Source organism: Rothia sp. 27098_8_27 (assembly GCF_041432805.1).
Lineage (GTDB): Bacteria > Actinomycetota > Actinomycetes > Actinomycetales > Micrococcaceae > Rothia > Rothia mucilaginosa.
The window spans coordinates 409,586-434,843 of sequence record NZ_JAPWAJ010000001.1 but is presented as its reverse complement, the minus strand read 5'-3'; the positions used below and the strand labels follow the sequence as shown (position 1 = coordinate 434,843).

Here is a 25,258-nt window from a genome sequence, read left to right as displayed (position 1 = left end):
AACCTCTACTTTAGGGGGTACTTACAGGGGCAAAACAGACCAATTGATTTTGCCCTCGCGCGAATAATCGTGCAGATTTTGAACGGTGAGTGGTACATTTTTTCCAGTTAATGAAGTTGCAAGTACTTGAAGATACTTTCACCTTAACCCTCTACTTCCGCGGAATACCGGGCTAAAACCGGGTATTGAGCCTTTAGGATTGCCGAGTGTGAAGCTTAAGTTAAAGGTGCACCGAAGTGTCAAAAGAGGGAAAATTTAAAATTATTTTGGGTGAAATAAGTCACACTAAAACTCGAAAAAAATGAAATTGGTACGTATGGATACCCTAAAAAACACCTGTTTTTATTACAGAATGATTACATTGAGGCGCGGGTCACTAAATCCGGCTCTCCGTACCAAATTGGGCGGTAAAACAGCCCCCAAAAAGTTCGCTACTATTGAGTCATCAAGTAATCGTGAGATTTCCAAAGTCCTCGGGTTGCTTGTGTTTGAGTGAGTGATAGATACCCCTGGGTGTCATGAGAAGCGACTGTGTATCGATGCGCAGTCGCTTCTCTGTTTAACTTTTGAATTTCAGTGGACTTTTGAATTTCGCTGTTTGAATTTCGCTGAACCCTCAGCCGGGCGGGGTCCAGTCGGAACCTAATCCGCCCGGAACCTAATCCGCGCTGAACCCAATCTGTACTGAGCCTAATCTGTACCGGGCGTGCTCCAGAATCTATTCCCTGTGCATCCCGCACATGCAACCCGTACATGTATCCCGCGCGTTCAACGCCGAATGCGCTGATAGGGGAGCGAACCGCATAGGCGCATGCTGTGCGGTCACAACCCCTACACTGGAACTATGACTACTTACCCCGAACCCACCCTCATCTTTGAGAACCCCGAGCTGACTGTCCGTGCGTTCAGTGTCTCCGAGATGGACAACAGCGTCTACCTCATCACCATGCGCGCCACCGGCGAGCAGGTACTCATCGACCCCGCAGACGACGCAGAAGAACTCTACGCTTTCACTCTCGATGCGCTCCTGAATGACTGCCCGCAGCTTGAACTGGCAGACGGCGAAGAACGCCGCGTGCGCGTCATGGAGAAGGAAGAGGACTTCAACTCCATCAGGCCCCGCGCTATTGGTCTGACCGGCATTCTGGTTACTCACGGCCACTGGGACCACATCCGCGCTATTAAGGAGCTCGACCGCCTCACCGGTGCCGTGACCTCCGCGGGTGCAGCTGACGCTGCTGAGATTAAGGAACTGGAAGACTACACCGTCGAAGAAGAACTGATCGGCGGCGAAAGCTTCGACTTCTACCTCTCTGACACTGTCATTCGCTCGCTGCACGTGCCTGGCCACACTCCCGGATCCATCGTCTACACCCTCGAAACCACCTGGGAAGACGGTACCCCCGCAACCCTGCTGTTCACCGGCGACACCCTCTTCCCCGGCGGCGTGGGCAAGACTGACTCCCCGCAGCAGTTCGGCGAGCTCTTCTCCAACGTGCTCGAAAAGCTCTTCGGCGGCTTCGAAGACGACGCCATCGTACTGCCCGGCCACGGCCGCTCCACCACCCTCGGTGACGAGCGCCCCCACCTGGAAGAGTGGGGAACCCGCGGCTGGTAAACCGCGCCTGACAGCCCACCTCATATAAGTACTGCACCCTCATGCCTTCACCGGCCGCATAATCCCGCTGGTGAAAGGCGTGAGGGTGTAGAATTTAAGTTCGAAGATAAGACGAAAGGATTTTCGATGACACCCCGCCCGGCACACGGTAGCACCGCACTCAAAGCGAACGATCTGACCAGTATCCGGGTTCAGGGTGCCCGCGAAAACAACCTCAAGAACGTAGACCTCACCATTCCGCGTGATGCGATGGTCGTCTTCACCGGCCTCTCCGGCTCCGGTAAATCCTCCCTCGCCTTCGACACCATCTTTGCGGAAGGTCAGCGCCGCTACGTCGAGTCGCTGTCCTCCTACGCGCGTATGTTCCTCGGACAGGTCGACAAGCCCGACGTAGACTTCATCGAGGGCCTCTCCCCGGCGGTGTCTATCGACCAGAAGTCCACCTCCAAGAACCCGCGCTCAACCGTCGGTACCATCACCGAAATCTACGACTACATGCGTCTGCTCTGGGCGCGCATCGGCCACCCGCACTGCCCCGAATGTGGCGAAGAAATCACCCAGCAGACCCCGCAGCAGATCGTGGACATTCTGCAGGAGTACCCCGAACGCACCCGCCTGCAGATTCTCGCGCCCGTCGTCAGCGCACGTAAGGGCGAGTTCGTTGACCTCTTCAAGGACCTGCTGACCCAGGGCTATTCGCGTGCCCGCGTGGACGGCGAAACCGTGCAGCTCTCCGACCCGCCCAAGCTCGCCAAGCAGTACAAGCACACCATTGAGGTGGTCGTTGACCGCATCGTCATTAAGGACGGTATTCACCAGCGCCTGACCGACTCCATCGAAACCGCGCTCAAGCTCGCCGACGGCCGCGTGCTCATCGACTTCGTGGACCGCGAGCAGGACGACCCCGAACGCACCCGCTCCTTCAGCGAAAACCTCGCCTGCCCCAACAACCATCCGCTGCAGATCGACACCATCGAGCCGCGCGCCTTCTCCTTCAACTCGCCGTTCGGCGCATGTAGCGCCTGCGACGGCATCGGCTCGCGCCTGGAAGTAGACACCGAACTGCTCGTACCCAACCCCGATTTGACCCTCGGCGAGGGCGCTATCGCCCCCTGGTCGCAGGGCAAAGCAACCACCGAATACTGGCTGCGCCTGCTCGCAGGCCTGGGGGAGGAGCTCGGCTTCGACCTGAACACCCCCTTCAAGGACCTACCCGCAAAGACCCGCGCCGCCATCCTGGACGGCAAGGACTACAAGGTTGAGGTGTCCTACCGTAACCGCTTCGGCCGCGAACGCCGCTACACCTCCGGGTTCGAAGGCGTGAAGGCGTACATTAAGCGCAAGCACGAAGAAACCGAATCGGACTTCGCCCGCGACCGCTACGAACAGTACATGCGCCAGGTTGCTTGCCCCTCCTGCGGTGGCGCGCGCCTGAACCCGACCATCCTCGGCGTGAAGGTCGGCGGCCAGTCCATCGCAGACATCACCGACCTGTCCCTGGCTGACGCGCTCACCTTCGTGCGCGGACTGCAGCTCAGCGCCCGCGAAGCCAAGATTGGCGAGCAGGTCCTCAAGGAAATCGATGCGCGCCTGCAGTTCCTGCTGGACGTGGGCCTGGACTACCTGACCCTCTCACGCTCCGCCGGTACGCTCTCCGGCGGTGAGGCGCAGCGCATCCGCCTCGCAACCCAGATCGGTTCGGGTCTGGTCGGCGTGCTCTACGTGCTCGACGAGCCCTCCATCGGTCTGCACCAGCGCGATAACCGCCGCCTCATCGAAACCCTCACCAAGCTGCGCGATATGGGCAACACGCTTATCGTGGTTGAGCACGACGAAGACACCATGCGCGAAGCCGACTGGATCGTGGACGTAGGACCCGGCGCCGGCGAGCACGGCGGCGAAATCGTGCACTCCGGCAGCTTTGAGGAGCTGCTGAAAAACACCCGGTCCATTACCGGCGACTACATGGCTGGCCGCCGCAGCATTGAGGTGCCCGCCTCCCGCCGCCCCGTGGACAAGGAACGCCAGCTGACCGTGCGCGGCGCCCGCGAAAACAACCTCAAGAACGTGACTGTGTCCTTCCCGCTGGGCGTGTTCACCGCGGTGACCGGCGTGTCCGGCTCGGGCAAGTCCACCCTGGTCAACGACATTCTGTACACCTCCCTGGCGAACAAGCTCAACGGCGCCAAGCAAGTACCCGGCCGCCACAAGAGCATCGACGGCCTGGAACACCTGGACAAGGTCATTCACGTTGACCAGTCGCCCATCGGTCGTACCCCGCGTTCGAACCCCGCCACCTACACCGGCGTGTTCGACCACATCCGCAAGCTGTTCGCAGAGACCAGCGAAGCAAAAATGCGAGGCTATACCCCGGGTCGATTCTCCTTCAACGTCAAGGGCGGCCGATGCGAGGACTGCTCCGGCGACGGCACCCTGAAGATTGAAATGAACTTCCTGCCGGACGTGTACGTGCCCTGCGAAACCTGCCACGGCAAGCGCTACAACCGCGAAACCCTCGAAGTACACTACAAGGGCAAGACCATTGCCGACGTACTCGAAATGCCCGTGGAGGAGGCAGCAGAGTTCTTCGCCGCATTCACCCCGATTGCGCGCCACCTGAACACCCTCGTGGACGTGGGCCTGGGCTACATTCGCCTGGGCCAGCCCGCAACCACCCTCTCCGGTGGTGAAGCGCAGCGCGTGAAGCTCGCAACCGAACTGCAGAAGCGCTCCAACGGCCGCTCCATCTACGTGCTGGACGAGCCGACCACCGGTCTGCACTTTGAAGACATCCGCAAGCTACTCGCCGTGCTGCAATCGCTGGTTGACAAGGGCAATAGCGTCATCACCATCGAGCACAACCTGGATGTGGTCAAGTGCGCCGACTGGATTATCGACATGGGTCCCGAAGGCGGTAGCGGCGGCGGCACCGTGATCGCCGAAGGTACCCCGGAGCACGTGGCGACCGTCAAAGGCTCGCATACCGGCGCCTTCCTGGCGGAAATTCTGAAATAGCGTAGGCAGCCCGACCCCGCGCCCGTGTGGCGCGCAGGGTCGGGCTGAGACCGTATTGCCACCCCGTCTCCCTGTCGATGACACTGCGGCGGGATGCGGTGACCGCATCTCAACCAAAAACTCAATGACGAACGAGAGGACCCCGTGAACACCGAAGATCGCGTCAAAGCAGCCCAAGCCAAGCTCACCGCCCTCGGTGCGCGTCGCGGTGCCGTGACCACTCTAGACCGGGCGCGGCACATCCTGCACACCCAGCTGGAGGCGGACTTCTGCCAGGCACCCGGCTCGATTAGCTGCGCCCTCGAAGAGCTACGCGACTACCCGGAAGCCGAGAGCCTGCCGCTACTCGCCACCGTGCAGCCGCCCTCCGAGAAGATGGGTGCCGCACGCCGCCGCAACGACGATATCTGGGAGTTGCGCGTCGCCAACTACGCGAGCGTCGGCATTCTCTGCGCCAAACATCCGCGCGTGCTGGACAAGGCCATCGACTACATGCTCGGCGACCAGTCGAACTGGCTCGGCGACTACGCGCAGCTGCGCCAGCTCAATGAACTGCTCACCCCCTACACCCAGCAGGTTAGCGGCACGAGCATCTACTACACGCCCGGCCGCGCCCTGCTGAACTCGGTCGTACCCGAGGGCGTGCAGGCGCAGGAGGTCAAGTGCGCCGTGCCCGGTGTGGGCATGATGCGCCGCGTTGACCCCGCCGAGCTGAAGGCTGCGCTGCTTGCCGAAATCACGGGCGAGCGCACCATCCGTAGGGAGGCAAACGCCTCCGCCGGTGCCCTTGAGGTTGACCCGGAGGACACCGAGGCGCGCGTAACCCGCCTGCGTGTGGAGCTGCTGGACGCTGAACAGTTTGAGCGTTTCCGCGGGGATAAACGCTACCCGAACGCGTTGGGCTTTAGCGTGACCCGCCCGGACGTGGTGGTGCTCGCCGCATACCCGGTGGATGAGAACGCATCTAAGGCATCTGATGCACCCGCAGCGGGGGAGAGCCCCGCGCTCGCAGACCCTATCGCTATGGTTGGCCTGAGTGATGATTCGCCGATTATGCGTCAGATTGGCATTGATGTGCTGCCCGCCTTCCGCGGTGCGGGTATTGCGAGTGCCCTGGTGCGTGATGCGGCACGCCTGACCCTGGCGGAAGGGTACCTGCCGTTCTACGGTACGAGCCCGTCGCACATGCTGTCGCAGAGGGTTGCGATGAATGCCGGGCTGGTGCCGACCTGGTGGGAGTACGTGTCCACCAGCCTGAACGACCTACCCATGGACTAGATTTGCCTACAGACTAGAGCCGCCCGCACTAGGCATAACAGGCACTAGACAAACAGCATATGGCGCGAAAGCCCCCGAGATCAGAGTCTCGGGGGCTTTTTGCTGCTGAGTTTCGCGTGCCGGGATTTTCGCGGGGTTCAGCGTCTAGAACTTTCTAAAGCTCCGCGCCGTTGCTGGCAATCACCTCGCGGTACCAGTGGAAGGACTTCTTGCGGTAGCGCGCCAGGGTGCCGGTGCCGTCATCGTTGCGGTCCACGTAGATGAACCCGTAGCGCTTGGACATCTGCGCGGTGGAGGCGCTAATCATGTCGATGCAGCCCCAGGTGGTGTAGCCGAGCACGTTCACGCCGTCCTCGATCGCCTCGCGTACCGCGTGCAGGTGCTGGCGCAGGTAGTCGATGCGGTAGTCGTCTTCCACGGTGAGCTCACCGTTCACCTCGACCAGTTCGTCGCGTGCACCCAGGCCGTTCTCCACGATGAACAGCGGCTTCTGCCAGCGGTCCCAATACTGGTTGAGGACCACGCGCAGGCCGGTCGGGTCGATCTGCCAGCCCCATTCGCTGGCGGGCAGGGTCGGGTTCGCCACGCCGCCGAGGATGTTGCCTTCGCCGCGCTCGCCTCGTGCCGGGTCGCCGGTCGCGCAGGTGGACATGTAGTAGCTGAAGGACACGAAATCCACGGTGTTCTTCAGGTCCTCGCGGTCCTGCTCGGTGATGTTCAGCTCCACGCCCTTCTCACGCAGGGCACGCAGGAAGTAGCCGGGGTATGCGCCGCGCACGTGCACGTCACCGAACGCGAAGTTCGCCTGCTCCGTCTGCATGGCGGCGAGTACGTCGGTGGGGTCGGGGGTGAGCGGGTAGGTGGGCATGGCGAGAATCATGCAGCCAATCTGCGCGCCCGGTGCCAGTTCGCGTGCCGCAGCGGTGGCGCGCGCGGAGGCGACCAGTTCGTGGTGCATCGCCTGGTACAGGTCGGCGTCGCTGAGCTGATCCGCCGGGGTGTTAATGCCGCCGGACATGAACGGCAGGTGCAGCATCGAGTTGATTTCGTTGAAGGTCAGCCAGTACTTCACGCGCTTGCCGTAGCGGGCGAATACGGTGCGTGCGTAGCGTTCGTAGAAGCCGATGAGTTCGCGGCTGGTCCAGCCGTTGTACTGTTCGACCAGGTGCAGCGGGGTTTCGTAGTGGCTGAGGGTGATGAGCGGTTCCATGCCGTGCTTTTCGAGCTCGTCGAGCACGCGGTCGTAGAAGGCGAGGCCTGCCTCGTTCGGGGTTTCTTCGTCGCCGCGGGGGAAGATACGCGACCAGGCGATGGAGAAGCGGAAGACCTTGAAGCCCATCTCCGCGAGCAGGGCGATGTCTTCGCGGTAGCGGTGGTAGAAGTCGATGCCCTCCAGTTTGAGGTTGTCCTCGGTGGGTTCCGCGGTGCGCGGGTATAGGCCGCCGGCGGGCAGCACATCCTGCAGGCTGGGGCCCTTGCCGTCTTCGTTCCAGGCGCCCTCGAACTGGTTGGCGGCGGTGGCGCCTCCGAAGAGGAATCCGTCAGGGAACGCGCCGAGCGGCTGCGGCTCGGTCAGCGCCGGGTCGGAGTTGGGCAGAGCGGTGGTTTGGGCGGTGATGTGCTGATCCTGATGCACGGCATCCTCCAAGGTGCTTTAGGTCTTTCTTCTACCCTAGCGGAGGGGGTGGGGGATTACTAGGTTTTGCGCCGGTTTGGGACGCTAGCGGGCGCGCAAAAGCCCGGCATCCTCACACGAAAATTCACGTGAGAACACCGGGCTTTCTACAGCGCTTTTACGTTGAGCTAGGCCGCCGCGGGGCCTGCGCTACTAGTTGGCGAAGCCGAGCGCGAACAGCCACGCAGTACCGACCGCACCCCAGACGACGAGGTTCACGATAGCCGCCATGAAGCCGATCTTGAACCATTCGCCCACACTGAAGTAGCCGGAACCGTAGTACACGCCCGCCGGGCCGGAGGCGTAGTGGGTGATGCCGCCAATCAGGTTGCCCATGAAGCCGAGGAACAGCGCCGCGAACATCGGCGGAACACCGGCAGCCACCGCCGCGCCGAGGAACACGGCGTACAGTGCCACAACCTGCGCGGTGTTCGAAGCGAACATATAGTGGATGAAGAAGTACGCCAGAATCAGGATCGCGAACGCCATGGGCCATGCCATGCCGCTGACGCTGTGCGCCGCCTGCTGACCAATCCAATCGACGACCTTGAGCTTCTTCAGGTGGTCCGCCATGCCGACGAGCACGGCGAAGAAGATGAGGGTGGACCATGCGCTAGAGTTCTTCGCCATGTCCTTCCAGGTCAGGACCTTAGTCACCAGCAGAATTGCGATGCCGAAGAATGCGGCGCTGGTCGCGTCAATACCGATAGAAGTGCCGGTAATCCACAGGACCAGCAGCAGCACGAAGGTGCCGAGCATAATCCATTCCTTGGAGCTCATGGGGCCCATTTCGTGCAGTTCCTGGCGGGCGTGCTCGGGTGCGTCCGGGGTCTTCTTGATGGTCGGCGGGTAAATCTTCGACATAATCCACGGCATGACAATCAGCGCGGCAAGACCGGGAACGATAGCGGCGAGCGCCCACGTGCCCCAGTCGAGGTTGATGCCGCGGTCGTGCGCGAACTTCTGCGCCAGCGGGTTACCCGCCATTGCGGTCAGGAACATCGCGGAGGTGATGGTGTTGACCTGCGCCTCAGTCATGAGCAGGTAGGAGCCGAGCTTACGACGCGATTCGGGGGTTTCGTTGGTGGAGCCGTTGACCTCGGAGAGGGAACGGATAATCGGGTAAATCACGCCACCGGCACGCGCGGTGTTGGAGGGGGTGGCGGGGGCGAGAACCAGGTCGGTGATTGCCATACCGTAGGACAGGCCGAGGGAGGACTTGCCGAGCGCACGCACGAACAGCAGTGCGATGCGCTTGCCCAGGCCGGTGATGAGGAAGCCGTCGGCAATGAAGAATGCGGCAACAATAATCCAGATGGAGGAGTTGCCGAAGCCGGTTAGCGCCTCGTTCTTTGCCGCCATGGTGCCGGTAATCATTGCGGCGCCAAGGCCGACGAGCGCCACGGACGGGGTCGGCAGCGGCTGCAGGATCAGGCCGAGGATGGTGCCGACGAAGATGGCGAGCATGTGCATGCCGCGCGGGTCGACGCCTTCGGGGGCGGGAACGAACCAGATGGCGAGGGTCGCTACGAGGATGATGGCAACGTGCAGGATCAGCTTGTTTCGCTGTTTGCGGGCTGCGCTCACCTCCTGGCCGTTCACCTCCGGATTGGATGCGGCAGCGGCTGCTGCTGTGTTGGTGGACTGTGTCATGTCCGTACTCCTTATGAAACGTACAGTTTGGTCCGTGGTGGGTGGGCCGTCACGGTGTGCGCGTTTCTTCTGCGTTGTCATGCTGTGTTGTGTACTTATGGCAACGTGTGGGATGCCACGTAGTTTTTTAATCGTAATGGTTTGGATTCACGGAGTGAAGAAAATTGGCATAAAAAATGTGAATATGGCTGGGGGTATCAGCGGCTGGGATTCCGCGGGGTTTCGGCGATGACTTTGCACAGCTTCAAGGGGGAATCGGCGTGAGGCGTAGCGGGGGAATGCCGCCTCCTGAACTGCTTCTGGGTCGCCCCTGAGCTGTCTCTGGGTTGCTTCCGCGTCGCTCCTGAGACGCCCCACCGACCACGCACCGTAAGTGACGGGCGTAACCGTAAAATAGGAACGTGCAGATTATTCGAGAGACCGGCCCCGAGTCCGGCGATATCCTCATTCACCACGAGCAGACGGTGCAGATGCTCCGCGAGGTGGCAACCGGCAAGCGCGAAGCTACCTTGCGCATGTATCAGCCGAACCCGACGGTCGCGTTCGGCCGCCGTGACGAACTGAACCCCGGCTTCGCGGAGGCCTCCGCGGCGTGTGCCGAGCACGGCTTTGAGGTGCTGGTGCGCAAGGTCGGCGGGCACGCCGCCGCCTACCATCAGGGGTGCCTGGTCGTGGACCATTTTCAGCCCGCCTCCGACGCCCGCAGCGGCAACACCCTACGCTACGAACTCTTCGGTTCCATGTACGCGCAGGCGCTACGCGAAGTCGGCGTGGATGCGCGCATGGGTGAAATCCCGGGGGAGTACTGCCCCGGCGAGTATTCGGTGCACGCGCAGCTTCCCGCCTCCGCAGGTGGCGGCCGCATTAAACTGGTCGGCACCGCCCAGCGTGTGGTGACCGGCGGCTGGTGGTTTAGCACCGGCATCGTGGTCTCTGATTCTGCACCCCTGCGGGCGGTCACCGCGGATGTGTACCGCGCCCTCGGCATGGAGCTGGATCCCGCCACGGTTGGCGCGGCGCAGGACGCGAACCCCGCCCTGCTCATGGAAGACCTGGAAGACGCCATCGTTGAGGTGTACGCCCAAAACGGCTTTCACTAGGTTGTTTTATTTCTGACTTTTACCCCTAACCCACCCCGAACTACCCCCACCTGAAGCGAAGGAGCATCCATGCGTTGGGCACAGATTAAAGACTCGAAGGGCAGCCGCGCGGTCTGCTTTTTCGAAGAGACCGTGTACGAGCTTCCGGCGAAGCTCAGCCCGCTACTGAATTTCTACAGCCGGTTCCGCCTGAACTTTGGCGACCCGAAGAACGCCGTAGCGATTCTGAAGGAGAACGGTGCGACCGTCATGGGTCACGGTGAGGAGCTGTGGAACTCCCTACCCTTTATTCGCCCGCTGGATAAGCCCGGCAAGATTGTGTGCGCCGGCCTGAACTACCGCGACCACGCCGCGGAAATGAACCTTGAGGTGCCCGAGCATCCGGCGCTGTTCGCGAAGTTCCCGAACGCGCTGATTGGCCCCGGCGAGCAGATCCGCATGCCCGCTGATGACGGCACCGGCAGCACGAAGGTCGACTGGGAGGTTGAGCTGTGCCTGGTCGTGGGCGCTCGCCTGCGTAATGCCACGGAGGAGCAGGCACTTGAGGCTCTGATGGGTTACACGATCCTGAATGACGTGTCGGTGCGTGACTGGCAGGGCCGCTCCTCGGAGTGGTTCCAGGGTAAGAACTGGGATGCGATGACTCCGTTCGGTCCGGTGATTGTGAGCCCCGATGAGGTTGACCCGGTTGCTGGCCTGGAGCTGGTCTGTGAGGTGGATGGCGTGGTGCGTCAGCGCGGCACGACGGCAGATATGGTGTTCACCCCGGCGCAGTTGCTGTCCTATATTTCGCGGTTCATGACCCTGGAGCCGGGTGACCTGGTGGCGACGGGTACCCCGGCGGGGGTTGGTTTGTCGCTGCATCCGCGTCAGTGGTTGAAGCCGGGGCAGACGGTGCGCACCCGCATTGAGGGCATTGGTGAGCTGGTGAATGTCTGCTCGGAGGCGGGCGCGCTGTAGTTATCCGGTAGCTCTGTGAGTAACCGCTATTGAACCCACCTGAACCCACGGAGGCGGGCGCGGCACCTGCTATTGGGTGCACCGCAAGGCACCCACAAATGAATATATATGCACCCCGCATGTGTTTTTGAGGCGCATGCGGGGTGCTTTTTTGCGTTAATAAAGCTCCCGGTGGGCGGCTTGGAATCCTTGGAATGTACGGTGAAGGGCGTCCTGCGCGGGGAGTGTGGTGCATGCATGGTTACACACTGTTAAACACATGCAAACTTTAAACTTTGACCTGAATTTTAGGGTTTGGGGTGGGTTTTGTGGGTCTATAGAGATGAAATAAGGGGGTGCTCCCCGGTGGTGATTGCGACTCGAAAATGGTTGATGGGGCTCACAGAAGCCCCTGTTTCAGTGACTGAGACCATATCTACCCCCGGTACAGAATCCCAAATTATGGGCATGTGTGAGAAATTCAACAGAAGGTTTTGGCGCGTCATTCCGGGAACTTTGAGGTTGAGGGTTTAGTTTCCCGTGCGCAATTTTCGTTTCTTTAAAGTTGCCCTCGCTTGACTAGGAGTAAAGCCTGGACACTGCGGTGCAAATTCTGAAAGCCTGAACATCTATCAATGCACACAGGTGTAAAGAAATATGAGTCTAAGCTTGAACCTTTATCAAAAAATCGGTGCCCAAAATCACAAACTCGTTTTGCGTTCACCCAAAAGACTATGTAGGGTATGGGGATTATCTGAGAGTTTCCTGAGAACTCCTGCCAGAAGATCAGGACCCACCCGGGCACACCCTCAGATGCATATTTCACTCACGTCCGTGTTTGTTCATACAAACGCACTCACTCAAATAAGCCGACACGAACGAAAGAAAAACATGACCGCAACTGCATCCAAAAACCCGGCACAGCGCCCGGCAAACCGCCGCCGTGCCACCATCGCTGCCTCCGCAGCACTGGCAACCGTCATCACCGGCGCGAACCTCCCCGCGACCTTCGGTGCAACCGCCCCCATCCGCAACGTAGCCGGTACCACCTGCGTCGACGCAGGCTACCGCACCGTGCCAACCCTGGCGAACCTCACCAACGTGGCGCCCGGTCCGACCTGCTACTGGAACCCCGACCAGAAGGCACAGAGCATCGCGACCCTCGCACCGGTTAACTCCTCCCTCACTAAGGCGCAGCTGACCACCACCGAGAACACCTCGCCCCTCAGTGGTAAGCTCGCCCGCGATTCATTCGCCGCCAAGAAGCTCACCGGCACCGAAGCCGTCGTAGCCAACAGTAGCGAAATCAGCCGCACCTTCCTCGAATACACCGGCGATGCGGGTAACCACCCCGTCACCACCGCCATCAACGCGGGCACTGTGAAGAAGGACCGCGCCCAGACCGTTGGCGGCCACGAGAATATCCCGACCCTCGCCGTGAACTCCGCGAATCCGCACCAGGAGTACGTCGAGGTCGTCTCCCGCGACAACCGTGTCAACGCCAACGCGGAGAACAAGCGCATCCTCACCGGCGGCGTCCCGATCCCGAAGTGGCTTGCCGAGGACCACGGCCTCTCCGGCGACCAGTCCGTCGCCCTCTATGACGAGGCGACCGGCATCTGGCGCTCCTACTTCAAGTTCGTCAAGGATGCAGACGCACAGACCTACACCAGCACCGCCCGCGTGCAGGTAGGTGGCGGCAACGCATCCACCCCTACCAGCGCCAAGATTCAGTACAACAATGTCGGCCGCGGCAACGCAGGTCAGACCGTCACCATCAACGCACCCGTGAGCATCGACGCGAAGTCCGGCAACGCCCGCACCTCCTACCCGATTGCTCGCGGCGCGAAGTTCCGCCTGGCAAAGAACGTACCCGGCGCGTCCATCGACGCGAACACCGGCGTTATCACCTACAAGATTCCCGCAGGCACCCGCGGTACCGTGGACATCCCCGTTGCGGTTGACTACCCGGCAACCTACCACGTGTCCTCCGGCGGCTACATGCTCGCTAAGCCGAACTTCGGCGGCGTGGGCGAAGACAACTACTGGCTGACCCTCAAGAACGGCACCTCCTCCGTGGTGGGCCTGGCGAATGAGCTCACCCAGATTGGTGTGGACGAGCTCAAGGCCGGCAAGATCAACCATATGGTCTCCATTACTGCCGCTGACTATTCCTCGCTGACGTCCTCCTTCCCGGCGAAGGGCACCGACGGCAAGATTGACGTGAGTAAGTACCCGAACGCACCCCGTGCCGGTCAGCGCGGCTTCCTGCCCGCGAACTTTGACGTGGAAGAGCACCTGCGTAACACCGGTCACGCCGACGACCAGCTCAGCCGCATGATTCTGACCGCGATGAAGGAGTACGGCTTCATCATCGCGGACCGTAACCTCTTCACCAACGCATTCAACCTGGAGGCGGCAAGCTCCTACGCGCCCTACGCCCGCCAGGGTAAGAACGTGTACAAGGAAGACCCGAAGCTCGCGGCAATGTTCGCGAACTTTGTGCCCAGTGGCTTCACCGGCAACCAGTTCCCCTGGCAGCAGGTGCAGTGGATGCCCGTGAACTACACCGAGTCCGCTGAAAACAGTGCAGGCCGCAACACCGCCAGCGCAGATACCAGCGTGAAGTTCAAGTACCCCTCGGATTCCTACGGCAAGACCGGCACCGGCTCCGGCGTGATCTACCAGCCCGCCGAGCACCACGCCACCGTCTACTCCGGCGAGACCGCAGTCGCGCAGAGCGTTCACCAGTCGCACAAGGCTTCCCCGAACTACCGTTACGCCCGCGACTACAACTTCCAGGAAATCGAGCAGACCCCGAACTTCAAACCCAGCCGCTGGGTCAACAAGGAGAAGGTCAACACTGCTGGCGGCCAGTTCTCCAGCGCGGAGACCGGCATCCGTTTTGCCTCCAACGGCAAGACCGGCACCTACTCGATTGATCTGAACACCCACGAGGTTACCGGCACCACCTGGGACCTGCGCCGCGATAACGGTACGAACATCACCGTGAACCGCACCGGCAAGGCGCCCGCACGCATGTCCGATGTGAAGGCGAAGAAGGGCTCCGCCGCGCAGCTGTACTCGATCCCGCTGAAGGTGCACGTGGTCGACAAGAACAGCCCCATCGCACGTGAGGACTCCGTCTCCCTGTACTCGGGTACCACCCAGAACGTGGCAGTCTTGAACAACGACGAAGCATCCTTCGGCGCATACAGCCGCGGCGAAACCGTGAAGAAGCTGGAGCTGCTCAACGAGCGCGGCCAGGTCGTCAGCTCCTACAGCGACGAATACGGTACCTACCGCGTGGTGACCCTGCCGAATGGCACCCAGGGTATTGCGGTTTCTGCTAAGAATAAGCAGGGCTTTGCACCGCTGGTCCGCTACCGCGCAGTGACCGACAAGGGCGTAAAGTCCGCTGAAGGTTACCTGCAGGTGGCAGTCGCTAACCGCTAAGGGCCCGTTAGGGTTCCGCCCGCGAGCTGATACACAGTGAATGCGTAGCGCTAGGCATTATGACCGCAATGTGATGAACCGCTCTAGGAGGGCGGTGGTCCACGACGTTGCCGCCACAATGACGATGCACCGACAGCCGCAACGGCATCGGAACAGCCGCATACAGCGCATCAGCAACACCAGCGAGTATCAGCGCACATAGGGGAGGGGCACGCTCAAGAAAGCACGCCGCACAGGCGTAACTTCCTTGACGTGCCCCCTTTCCTGTACATAAGGTGAAAATACTATGACTCAGAGCCAGCACACAGACCAGACCGAAACTAACACCACCTACACTGACCATGCCCACGAGCATGCATCGGACCATGCCCACGAGGCGCCCACCAACGCGCCCCTCCTCGAAGGGAGCGGCCCCAAGGACTGGGAGGAGCAGTTCGGCCCGTCCGTGGCGATCTTCTCGGCGCTCGCGAACCCGCTGCGCCTGGCCATTGCGCACCACCTGGTGCACCGCCCGCACAGCGTGAGCGAGCTGCACACCTGCCTGGGCATTTCTCAGCCGCTGGCCTCGCATCACCTGCGCATCCTGCGTGAGGCGCACGTGATTGACCGCGAGCAGCACGGCCGCACCACGATTTATCGCCTGAAGGACCATCATATTAGTCACATTGTGACTGACGTTCACGAGCATACGCGTGAGCATCATGCGGACTAGTCCGCCCTCAAGCTGAGCGTTGCCTGGGAGCCGTTGTAAGATGGTGTGTGTCCGTGCACCAGTACAGTGCGGAATAGTATGCGCACCCGCGGCGCCCCGAGCGGCCGCGAGCGCCTGAGTTAAGGAGACTTATGTCTGCCGCTGATTCTTCAGCAATTGTTATTAGCGTTTCTGGTGAGGAGCGCGAGGTCACCGCGAAGACTGCCGCTGAGCTGTTCGCTGACGACCCGAAGATCGTTGTGGCACGCGTGAACGGCGTGCTCGTTGATCTCTCCCACGAGCTGTCTGCTGGCGATTCCGTTGAGCCGGTTTTCATTCACGAACCGGACGGCCTGAACGTGCTGCGCCACTCTGCCGCGCACGTGATGGCGCAGGCGGTGCAGGAGTACCGCAAGGACGCCAAGCTGGGCATCGGCCCGTACATTACTGACGGCTTCTACTTTGACTTTGATGTTGCCGAGCCCTTCACCCCGGAAGATCTGAAGAAGATCGAGAAGTCGATGATGAAGATCATCAAGTCCGGTCAGCTGTTCCGCCGCCGCGTGGTCACCCACGACGAGGCTGTTGCCGAGATGGCGAACGAGCCGTACAAGCTGGAGCTGCTCTCCCTGACCCAGGGCCCCGGTTCTGGTGCGGATGCTGCCGAGGGCGCATCCGTGGAGGTCGGCGAGGGTGAAATCACCATCTACGACAACGTGCACCCGAAGACCGGCGAGACCGTCTGGAAGGACCTCTGCCGCGGCCCGCACCTGCCGAACACCAAGCTGATTGCTAACGGCTACGCCCTGATGCGTGCCGGTGGCGCGTACTGGCGCGGTTCTGAGAAGAACCCCATGCTGCAGCGTATTTACGGTACCGCATGGCCGACTAAGGACGAACTGGTGGCGTACAAGGAGCGCATCGCTGAGGCGGAGCGCCGCGACCACCGCCGCCTGGGCCGTGAGCTGGACCTGTTCTCCTTCCCGAAGAACATCGGTCCCGGCCTGCCGGTGATTCACCCTAAGGGTGGCGTGATTAAGCGCGAGATGGAAGACTACGTGCGTACCCGCCACATTCAGGAGGGGTTCCAGTACGTCAGCACTCCGCACATTTCGAAGGAAGACCTGTTCTACACTTCCGGTCACCTTCCGTACTATGCGGACGGCATGTTCCCGCCCATGGAGCTGGACAACGGCAACTACCGCCTGAAGGCTATGAACTGCCCGATGCACAACGAGATTTACCGTTCTCGTGGCCGTTCGTACCGTGAGCTGCCGCTGCGTTTCTTTGAGTTCGGCACCGTGTACCGTGACGAGAAGTCCGGCGTGCTGCAGGGCCTGACCCGCGTGCGCATGATTACCCAGGACGACTCCCACTCGTATGTGACGAAGGAGCAGGCACCGAACGAGGTGCGTCACCTGCTGAAGTTCATGCTGAGCCTGCTTGAGGACTTCGGTATGAATGACTTCTACCTTGAGCTGTCCACCCGTGACACTGAGGGTGATAAGAAGGATAAGTTCATCGGTACTGATGAGCAGTGGGAGGCGGCTACCGCGGTTCTGGAGCAGGTTGCGAAGGAGACCGGCCTGGAGCTCGTCCCGGATCCGGGTGGTGCTGCGTTCTACGGTCCGAAGATTTCGGTTCAGGCGAAGGACGCGATTGGCCGTACCTGGCAGATGTCGACCGTGCAGTACGACTTTAACCAGCCGAGCCGTTTCGGTCTGGAGTACCAGGCTGCGGACGGTACCGTGCAGGAGCCGGTCATGATTCACTCGGCGAAGTTCGGCTCGATTGAGCGCTTCTTGGGTGTGCTGACTGAGCACTATGCGGGTGCGTTCCCGGCGTGGCTGGCACCGGTTCAGGTGATTGGTGTGCCGGTGGCTGAGGCGTTCAACGACTACATGACCGAGATCGCGGATAAGCTGCGTGCGCACGGTGTGCGTGTTGAGGTGGATTACGGTTCGGACCGCTTCACGAAGAAGATTCGTACTGCGTCTACTGAGAAGGTTCCGTTCATTCTGATTGCTGGCGGTGAGGATGCGGAGCACGGCGCTGTTTCGTTCCGTTTCCGCGGCAACAAGCAGGAGAACGGTGTGCCTGTGGATGAGGCTGTGGCACGTATTGTGGAGCATATCCGCAACCGCGTGAACGAAGACCCCAAGCCCAGCACTGAGGCTGCTGAGTAGTAGCGGTTAGGATGCGGGTTTGCCGGCGATGCTGACTGCGGTTGACCGCGGTTAGCTGAGCCGGCGGACTTGCACCGAGTCTATATATAGAAACCACCCCCTTTGCGGCGACAAGCTGCGAAGGGGGTGGTTTTTTACATTTTATGGCGGTTAGGGAGGAGAGAGAAGGGCAGTTGGGTACAGAAAGTTGTGTTGCGGTGGAGTTTTTCCTAGTCAGGGTGAGTATCGTTATGCTAATGTAAGTGATGGTGCTAACGTTCGTTGCCGTTCGTAAGCGCCGGTAATTGTACGATTCGGATAAAGACGTCTGGATATGGTCTAGGTGCCCTACGCCAGCTAAATGCGTTATCCATGGTTTGAAGAGGAACGATAGTGACTACTCTTGAAGATGAAATTCGCGACGCCCGTCGTGAGATTAGCACCGATGGCTACTCTATCAGCATCGGTGAATTGACGAACATGTATACGGATGGGGAACTGATTGTTTCTCCTGACTATCAGCGTTTGTTCCGCTGGGACTTGCGTCAGAAGAGTCAGCTGATTGAGAGTATTTTGATTGGAATCCCGGTGCCGTCAATTTTTGTTGCTCAGGATAACCAGGGGCGTTGGGAGATTGTGGACGGCTTGCAGCGTATTAGCACCTTGTTGGAATTTCAGGGCGTTCTAAAAGCTGAAGAGTCATCTGACGGAGAAGATGAAAAGAATGACGAAAGTCCGAAAACTAAGTTTGCTTCTGTACTAGGAAAGACTGAATATCTCCCTTCGATTGATGGTGTTGCTTGGAGCGACGAGGTAAAGACTAAAACTACTCCCAAGGGTTATCTGAGTGACGCCCAGCGAAGGGACATAAAGCGTTCAAAAATCGATGTCAAAATTGTCAAGCGAGATTCTGACATCAAGACCAAGTACGATCTGTTTAAGCGTTTGAACTCTAACGGTAGCAGCTTGAAGCCGCAGGAAATTCGTACTGCAGTACTTGCTAGTCAATCTTCAGACATGGTTAAGTGGATTTCTCAGAAAGCAAATACTCCTAATTTCTTTAAACTCTTGGGTCTCAGTAAAAAAAGGGTGGATCAGAAATATAATGAGGAATTGCTTCTTCGCTTCCTCACGCTTTCACATATGTCTAATGAAAAAATTGCTGACATCTCTGATTTTGCAAAGGAAGTGGATGAATTTTCTCTCGATTTTGCTGTTAACTTTGAATCTAAGAAGGACGGGTATGGTCTAGTATTTGATACCACATTTAAGAGGCTGTCTGAATTCCAGAATATCTTTAATCCCTGGGATAATAAGAGTGGGAAGTATAGCAATAAGTTTACGCTTAGCGCATTTGAAGCTTTTGCTGCAGGTCTTGGGTTCTATATCGCCAATGATAAAGAATATAATGATAACTTTGAAGATATTTCAAAGAGTTTCTGGATTAATCCTAATACTGCTAAAACTACCGGTGTATCAACTGAGGCACGAATCAAGAGGACTGTTTTGGCTGGCCGGGAATTGTTGGCTAAGTAATCATAATATCTAGGAGCTTTGAATTCATGGGAAAGAAAATGTCAGACGAAGACTTTGTTAATCAAATAGACTCTTGTCGGGCATGGAGGAGACAAGAGCTAAGTAGAGTTAAAATGGACATTGAGTCTCTCAACGCAGAGGATGGATTGTATGAGCAGAATGTTAGATATGTACTTAGAAGATCATACCTAATGCTCTATGCTCACTGGGAAGGTTACATAAAGGAAGTTGGTCAGAAATATATTAAATCTGTAAGCAAAGAAAAGATTCAATATCGAAATGCCAGTGATGTTATAGTTGCTTCCTCCTTAAAGACTGCACTGACTAATTTGGGTGGAGCAAATACCCATGATGCTCATATTGATTTTGTTAATAAGTTTAGGGATTTATTATCTGATGGTAAATATGTTGATCGCAAATATGTGAAAATTAATGAGAAAATTATTGATGCGAAGTCGAATCTTAATTATGAATTATTTATTGATATACTCAAAAAATTAGATATAGTTGACAATATTGATGATAAAATGCTGCCATCGGAGATAGAGTCCCTAAAGACAGATATTGATACAAATTTGCTGAAGGTTAGAAATGAAGTTGCGCATGGCGAGAAGACAATGGGAATCCTTGGGATGAAGAAGAATATAGAAGAATATTTGAGTCTCCATGATCGAATTTCTAAGATTATGTATGATTTCTCAGAGTGGGTAATTGATGCTTGGCAAGAAAAGCGATACCTAAAGCACTGATATAGCAGGAGAATCGGTGAGTACAGATTACTATGTGTTCATCGATTCTTCTTCTTTTTGGGGAATTATGTGAAAAGACAATTGTAAGGTAATTACTAATTTGAAGGAGCTATTAAGCCGTATCGTTGGATGATGCGATCTATCTGCTTGCCACATTCTAAAATACTGGATCGCGTTGTACTCGTTGCATAGAAGGCTGGAGGGAGCGGTACATTATCTCTACTCTTCCCGTTGAAGATGAGGCTGTGGCACGTATTGTGGAGCATATCCGCAACCGCGTGAACGAAGACCCCAAGCCCAGCACTGAGGCTGCTGAGTAGTAAGGGTTTAGGCTTCTAACCTAGCCATATAGAAAACCACCCCCTTTGCGGCGACAAGCTGCGGAGGGGGTGGTTTTTGCGCGCTTTGAGGAGGTGAGGTGGGGAGTGCGTCTGGGTGCAAAAAGCTGTGTCGCGGGCTAGTTTTTAGCTCCAGAGTGCTAGCGTGGTAGTAAGGCGAACGTCCATAGTCATTCAGAAAATGGGTAGCTGGATGGTCCTGAAAATGATGTATCGCTGTTGGTTATTGAGGGAGCACGAGCGTATGAAGTCGAATAAGTATGTTCCTGTTGGGATGCTGTTCTTGATCCTGGCAATTATCTTGAACGTGGTGTCAAATGTCAGCGACATGGTGCTTGGAATCCTTTATGGCATCTCAATAGCAGTATTGATTATTGGACTATTTAATAGTCGAAAATAGGTACTGTAGCAGACGAAAACGGACCCGGCGGGTCATCCGATTGGATAGCCCTCCGGGTTTTTCGGGAAGTAAAGTTTGTCTACGAGGGAGTAGCAGGCTTTGCTGTTGAAGTGCATTTGAAAGGGATGAAGGTATGGCAAGCGTTGAGGTGATGAAGGAGCGAGCTCGTATTGTGGGTCGTTTCAACCTGTCTGCCCGCCGCAATCCGGAACACAAGGCACTTGTTGCGCTCGCTGCACAGAAGGCGGGAGGGGAGTGCCACGTTATCCCTGCGGGTCCCGGCGAAGATGAGGCTGACACGCTCGCCCGCGTACGCAAGGTTGCGGGCGATAAACCGGTCATTATCGTGACAGAGGCTGACGGGGAGCTTCGCGCTCGTCTCGTCAACGGAGGCAACAACTAGTTGTAAAGGTAAGGAAGGACTCGGCGGACACTAATATTAGTGGTCCGGCTGGGTCCTTTCTGTTTTGACGAGGACTGTTACAGCTGAAATTCGTATTGAGAAATATTCTGTCATGGCGTCTCTCTTGGAAGCGTAGACGATTCTCCGTATGCTAATGTGGATGATGGTATTACGCACCTGAAGTCGTGTGGCGCCATCACATATCCGTATTGGACAAAGAGGTTTGATTAGTAGGTAATAAGCACTGCGTGTGCAAATCATCCAGTCGTGTAACCTGCAATTTAAAACATGAAAGGTTTTTAATAGTGTCAAATTTTGTTGCTAACGAAGTAGTTGGAATACTTAAAGGTTACCCTCTTATTAAACTTTTACTTAAAATTCTCCCGCATATTTTAGTTTCGTTGTATGCGGGTGCGGTTTTTATTAGTTTCAGTGGGCTCCCTTGGGTGAAGTACACTGCTGATGGTCTTGGGATAAAAGTTATTTCTGAGGCACTTAATCTCCTTGGTATAAATGTATTAGTTGGACCTGTTAACGATTTTATATCCTGGGTTAAAGGTGGGCGTGAAATTTGGATTTCTGCGGTAATAATATTTGTCCTGATATCTTCGGCAAATTTCTATTTACAAGAGTCTACTCGGTACATCAAGGATTATAATCCCGAGAACGAGTACAATATTATTGTGCATATGATGAATCCAGCCAATCCAGTATATGCATTTATTTTTTCATTTTCGGCGGCCATAGATTGGGTGAAAATCATTGGTTTCAATTGGATATTTTTCTTGCTTCTAATTGTTCCACTTGTTATGATTGTCCATACCATTCTATCTTTTGTTAAAAGTGGGAAAAAAGACAAAAGCGGGTTTGGAAATAAGGATAATAATAAAGTACCTATTCTGCTTGTTTTAGGGGAAGTTTTTGTCCCTATTTTTGTGTCGTTGTTTTACGTCCCGGTTCTTCTATTCCTTCTTTTTACTGGAAATATAGATGCGGAAAGAAGTAAATAAATTTTGGTACTCTTAAACGTTTGAAATTTTAGGGACCCGGCAGGCTATCCATCAGATAGCCCGCCGGGTCCCTTCTTTATACCGCTGCTATGCGCTCAGCCCTTAGCGGGTGGTGCGTTCCAGCAGCTGCAGCACGTTCTGGTAGGTGTGGCCGGTCGCCTCCGTCATACCCTGCTCACAGGTGCGGTTAGCCGAAATATATGCGGCGAACTGCTTCTGCTCGCTCAGCTCCGCAGCCTCCGCCTCCGTAGCGCTCGCAGTCAGCTCCGGGTGCAGCATACCGCGGTCACCCGCATAACCACAGCAACCCCAGTGCTTCGGCACGTACACGTCGTCACTCATCGCGTTCGCAATCTTCTCAAACGCAGGCTGAGTACCCAGGTGAGTCATGGAGCAGGTCGGGTGCAGCGCAACCGACGGCAGGGGAGCAGACACAGTCAGCTTGTCCAGCATGTTGTCCGCGGCGAACTGAACCGCATCGTACATGCGCAGACGCGAGTAGTCCGGCTCACCCGGCTTCAGGCCGTTCACGATCTTGTGCTCCAGCGCCTTAATAACCTTCTCGCGCATCACCTCAAGGCCCTCAGTACAGGACGAAGCGTCACACACGACCGGCAGGCGGCCACCGTCAGTAGCCTCCCACAGGGACTTCAGCACACGGTCACTCATAATCGAGTAGCCGTCGGTGAAGCCCTTCGACTTCCACGGGGTGGAGCAGCACATCTCACCAATATTGTCCGGGATGCGGTACTTCACGCCCGCACGCTCGCACAGGCGGATGAACGCCTGGGTTGCGTTGACCGGGTCGTGCTTGCCGTCGCCGTCCACGCCGCCGAACATAGAGTTCACGCAGGCAGGGAAGAACACAATCTCGGCGGTTGCGTCCTTGTGCGGCTTACGTGCCGGGCCGCCGACCGGCAGGTCCTTCTTGTAGGAGGGGACCGTGTCGTCGCCCATGACCTTGCGGGCAATGTTGGTGGTGCCGTGCACCACGGGGAACGGCAGCTTCTTCGCCACAGTCAGGGCCTTACCGGCGACCTTATCCATGACGCCCCACTGCTGTGCGGCAACCTTCCAGCCGGTGGCGGCCAGCTTGTCCTGGTTCTCAGAACGCAGGCGGCGAATCAGGTCACCGGTGTTGATGTTCACGGGGCAGCGGGTCTGGCACATGCCGTCCACGGCACAGGTCTCAATGCCGTAGTACTCGTATTCCTTACCCAGACGCTCAGCGAGCTCGTGGTCGCCGTTCGCCTCGGCGGCGGCAATTTCACGGCGCAGCACGATGCGCTTACGCGGGGTCAAAGTCAGGTTGCGGGAGGGGCAGACCGGCTCGCAGTAGCCGCACTCCACACAGCGGTCGACTTCTTCCTCAACAGTCTCAGCGACCTTCAGGTCGGTCACGTAGTCGGTGTCCGGCTCAACCAGCAGAACGCCCGGGTTCATGAAGCCCTTCGGGTCAATGAGGCGCTTGATCTGGCGCATCACGTCGAAGAGTTCGTCACCGAACTGGCGGCTCACAAACGGCGCCATGATACGACCGGTACCGTGCTCAGCCTTCAGCGAGCCGTCAGCGGAAAGGATCAGCTGAACCATTTCTTCGGTGAAGTCGCGGTAGCGGTCCAGCTGCTTCGGGTCGCGGAACTGCTCGTTCAGCATGAAGTGGATGTTACCGTCCTTCGCGTGGCCGAAAATCACGGAGTCCTGGTAGCCGTGTGCGTCGAACAGCTTGGTCAGGTCGCTGCAGGTGTTGCCCAGAACCTCGACGGGCACGACCACGTCTTCCAGCAGTGCGTTAGTGCCGGAGCGGCGGTTACCCGCAACGGTGGTATACAGGCCGCGGCGTGCCGCCCACAGTGCGTTACGCTCAGACAGCTTGCTGGTCATCGACACCGGCGAAGCCACCGGCAGGCTCTTAAACATGGGTGCCGCAGCGGCAGCCAAGTCGCTCAGCTCCTGCTCGGAGTTGCCCTGGAACTCAACCAGCAGGGCGGCGTGGTCCTTCACGTCAATGGCGGCGAGCGCCTCCGCAGCCTGACCGGTACGCTGAGCCACACGAATACTGGTGGCGTCCATCAGCTCCACGGTAGCGAGCTTGTTAGCAACCAGTTCAGGCACGGAACGGGCCGCATCAATCAGGTTGTCGAACACCAGCAGGCCGGTGGAAATGTTCTTCAGAATCGGCAGGGTGCGGTAGGTTGCCGAAGCAACAAAACCGAGGGTGCCCTCCGAACCAATCAGCAGGTGCTGCAGAATGTCCACGGGGGTTTCAAAGTCGACCAGGGAGTTCAGGCCGTAACCCATGGTGTTCTTCATGGAGTACTGCTGGCGGATCTTCGCCATGGATTCGGGGTTCTCAAGCACGCGCTTGCGCAGGCGCAGCAGGCCCTCGTGAAGTTCAGGTTCGAGGGAGCGCAGCTTCTGGTCAGCGTCCGGTTCGGCGGTGTCAATGATGGTGCCGCTGGGGAGCACGAACACCATGGAGTCGAGGGTGTTGTACGTGTTGTACTTGGTGCCCGACGACATACCGGAGGAGTTGTTCGCAACCACACCACCGATGGTGCATGCGGACCAGGATGCCGGGTCGGGGCCGAGCTTGTAGCCGTAGGGTGCCAGGTAGTTGTTGACCATCATAATGGTCGCGCCGGGCTGCACGCGCACCTTCTTGCCGTCTTCAAGGACCTCAATCTTCTTGAAGTGGCGGCGGGTGTCGACCATCAGGCCGTCACCGCTGGACTGGCCGGAGAGGGAGGTTCCGCCGGAACGGAAGGTGAGGGGCAGGCCGAGGTCGCCGGCTGCACGGAAAATGTTGGCGACATCTTCGGCGGAATCGGGGCGAATCAGGCCAGCAGGCACGAGCAGGTAGTGGGATGCGTCGTGTGCAATAGCCAGGCGTTCCAGTTCGGAGACGCTGGATTCGACGGCTTCTGCGCGTGCATCGGAAAGTAGACGGTTGAGGGTGTCCGCGTAGGGGGACTTGAGTGCTTCGGACGTGTTTGACACGACGGTCATGATCTTGCTTCCTTACTGGTGACAGGTGTGCGAATGCTGTCCTTATTCCAGTATCTTCCTTTGAACGCCGTCTTTTCCGGTTAGCTATGGCTAAGCTTGGCGACTACTTGTCACCATAAAGGGGGTGGGATATACACCGTGCTGATGCGCGTTTTTGCCGCCTATTTGCTGGTTTTCCGGGGGAAATACGCCCGGGTCTGCGGAGGCGCACCCACCACATTCT

General features: G+C 57.8%; 15 protein-coding genes. 12 read left to right on the top strand and 3 right to left on the bottom strand.

Translation table 11 applies throughout. The annotated features are described in order from the left end of the window. The first annotated feature begins 844 nt into the window (after nucleotides 1-844). From O3675_RS01610 to O3675_RS01600, 3 genes are all read left to right on the top strand, one after another. The gene (locus O3675_RS01610; RefSeq protein WP_044145820.1) at nucleotides 845-1,618 is read left to right on the top strand and encodes an MBL fold metallo-hydrolase; all 774 of its coding nucleotides are present in this window, start codon (nucleotides 845-847) and stop codon (nucleotides 1,616-1,618) included. Between the two features lie 126 nt (nucleotides 1,619-1,744). Continuing rightward, nucleotides 1,745-4,633, top strand: coding sequence for an excinuclease ABC subunit UvrA (gene uvrA, locus O3675_RS01605; RefSeq protein WP_371570535.1), 2,889 nt, complete (start codon nucleotides 1,745-1,747; stop codon nucleotides 4,631-4,633). 144 nt (nucleotides 4,634-4,777) lie between these two features. Continuing rightward, nucleotides 4,778-5,911, top strand: coding sequence for a GNAT family N-acetyltransferase (locus tag O3675_RS01600; protein ID WP_371570533.1), 1,134 nt, complete (start codon nucleotides 4,778-4,780; stop codon nucleotides 5,909-5,911). Between the two features lie 154 nt (nucleotides 5,912-6,065). Here the strand turns inward: O3675_RS01600 and O3675_RS01595 are convergent, their stop codons facing one another. Continuing rightward, nucleotides 6,066-7,547, bottom strand: a complete 1,482-nt coding sequence (locus O3675_RS01595) for a glycoside hydrolase family 1 protein (protein WP_371570530.1) — start codon at nucleotides 7,545-7,547, stop codon at nucleotides 6,066-6,068. A gap of 192 nt (nucleotides 7,548-7,739) precedes the next feature. Beyond that, nucleotides 7,740-9,239: an anion permease gene (locus O3675_RS01590; protein WP_303938029.1), complete on the bottom strand. Its 1,500-nt coding sequence runs from the start codon at nucleotides 9,237-9,239 to the stop codon at nucleotides 7,740-7,742. A 401-nt stretch (nucleotides 9,240-9,640) separates the two neighbouring features. On the opposite strand from O3675_RS01590, the gene O3675_RS01585 reads away from it, so the two are divergent. The 9 genes from O3675_RS01585 to O3675_RS01545 all read left to right on the top strand — a co-directional run bounded on the left by O3675_RS01585 (nucleotide 9,641) and on the right by O3675_RS01545 (nucleotide 22,026). Continuing rightward, the gene (locus tag O3675_RS01585) at nucleotides 9,641-10,339 is read left to right on the top strand and encodes a lipoate--protein ligase family protein (RefSeq protein WP_303938030.1); all 699 of its coding nucleotides are present in this window, start codon (nucleotides 9,641-9,643) and stop codon (nucleotides 10,337-10,339) included. 69 nt (nucleotides 10,340-10,408) lie between these two features. Further along, a complete protein-coding gene (locus O3675_RS01580) occupies nucleotides 10,409-11,299 on the top strand; it encodes a fumarylacetoacetate hydrolase family protein (protein WP_303936842.1) in 891 nt (296 codons plus the stop codon). Nucleotides 11,300-12,169: 870 nt separating this feature from the next. Next, nucleotides 12,170-14,734 (top strand): Rib/alpha-like domain-containing protein, encoded by a 2,565-nt coding sequence (locus O3675_RS01575; RefSeq protein ID WP_371570525.1) that lies wholly within the window; start codon nucleotides 12,170-12,172, stop codon nucleotides 14,732-14,734. 286 nt (nucleotides 14,735-15,020) lie between these two features. Then, nucleotides 15,021-15,446, top strand: a complete 426-nt coding sequence (locus tag O3675_RS01570) for an ArsR/SmtB family transcription factor (RefSeq protein WP_371570522.1) — start codon at nucleotides 15,021-15,023, stop codon at nucleotides 15,444-15,446. A gap of 131 nt (nucleotides 15,447-15,577) precedes the next feature. Further along, nucleotides 15,578-17,611, top strand: coding sequence for a threonine--tRNA ligase (gene thrS, locus O3675_RS01565; protein ID WP_371570519.1), 2,034 nt, complete (start codon nucleotides 15,578-15,580; stop codon nucleotides 17,609-17,611). A gap of 372 nt (nucleotides 17,612-17,983) precedes the next feature. Continuing rightward, nucleotides 17,984-19,126, top strand: coding sequence for a DUF262 domain-containing protein (locus tag O3675_RS01560; RefSeq protein WP_371570516.1), 1,143 nt, complete (start codon nucleotides 17,984-17,986; stop codon nucleotides 19,124-19,126). Nucleotides 19,127-19,164: 38 nt separating this feature from the next. Beyond that, the gene (locus O3675_RS01555) at nucleotides 19,165-19,875 is read left to right on the top strand and encodes an MAE_28990/MAE_18760 family HEPN-like nuclease (RefSeq protein WP_371570514.1); all 711 of its coding nucleotides are present in this window, start codon (nucleotides 19,165-19,167) and stop codon (nucleotides 19,873-19,875) included. Between the two features lie 871 nt (nucleotides 19,876-20,746). Beyond that, complete coding sequence (locus O3675_RS01550) at nucleotides 20,747-21,016, top strand: aminotransferase (protein WP_371570511.1); 270 nt, start codon at nucleotides 20,747-20,749, stop codon at nucleotides 21,014-21,016. A gap of 305 nt (nucleotides 21,017-21,321) precedes the next feature. Beyond that, a complete protein-coding gene (locus O3675_RS01545) occupies nucleotides 21,322-22,026 on the top strand; it encodes a hypothetical protein (protein ID WP_371570508.1) in 705 nt (234 codons plus the stop codon). A gap of 102 nt (nucleotides 22,027-22,128) precedes the next feature. Here the strand turns inward: O3675_RS01545 and O3675_RS01540 are convergent, their stop codons facing one another. Then, entirely contained in the window at nucleotides 22,129-25,035 is a 2,907-nt protein-coding gene (locus O3675_RS01540; RefSeq protein WP_371570505.1) for an FAD-binding and (Fe-S)-binding domain-containing protein, read from the bottom strand. Nucleotides 25,036-25,258 lie beyond the last annotated feature (223 nt).

Bases quoted from the DNA above. Each gene is read 5' to 3' on its own strand.
- O3675_RS01575 (WP_371570525.1), top strand. From the start codon at position 12,170: ATGACCGCAACTGCATCCAAAAACCCGGCACAGCGCCCGGCAAACCGC.
- O3675_RS01580 (WP_303936842.1), top strand. From the start codon at position 10,409: ATGCGTTGGGCACAGATTAAAGACTCGAAGGGCAGCCGCGCGGTCTGC.
- O3675_RS01590 (WP_303938029.1), bottom strand. From the start codon at position 9,239: ATGACACAGTCCACCAACACAGCAGCAGCCGCTGCCGCATCCAATCCG.
- O3675_RS01570 (WP_371570522.1), top strand. From the start codon at position 15,021: ATGACTCAGAGCCAGCACACAGACCAGACCGAAACTAACACCACCTAC.
- O3675_RS01550 (WP_371570511.1), top strand. From the start codon at position 20,747: ATGGCAAGCGTTGAGGTGATGAAGGAGCGAGCTCGTATTGTGGGTCGT.
- O3675_RS01540 (WP_371570505.1), bottom strand. From the start codon at position 25,035: ATGACCGTCGTGTCAAACACGTCCGAAGCACTCAAGTCCCCCTACGCG.
- thrS (WP_371570519.1), top strand. From the start codon at position 15,578: ATGTCTGCCGCTGATTCTTCAGCAATTGTTATTAGCGTTTCTGGTGAG.
- uvrA (WP_371570535.1), top strand. From the start codon at position 1,745: ATGACACCCCGCCCGGCACACGGTAGCACCGCACTCAAAGCGAACGAT.
- O3675_RS01610 (WP_044145820.1), top strand. From the start codon at position 845: ATGACTACTTACCCCGAACCCACCCTCATCTTTGAGAACCCCGAGCTG.
- O3675_RS01555 (WP_371570514.1), top strand. From the start codon at position 19,165: ATGTCAGACGAAGACTTTGTTAATCAAATAGACTCTTGTCGGGCATGG.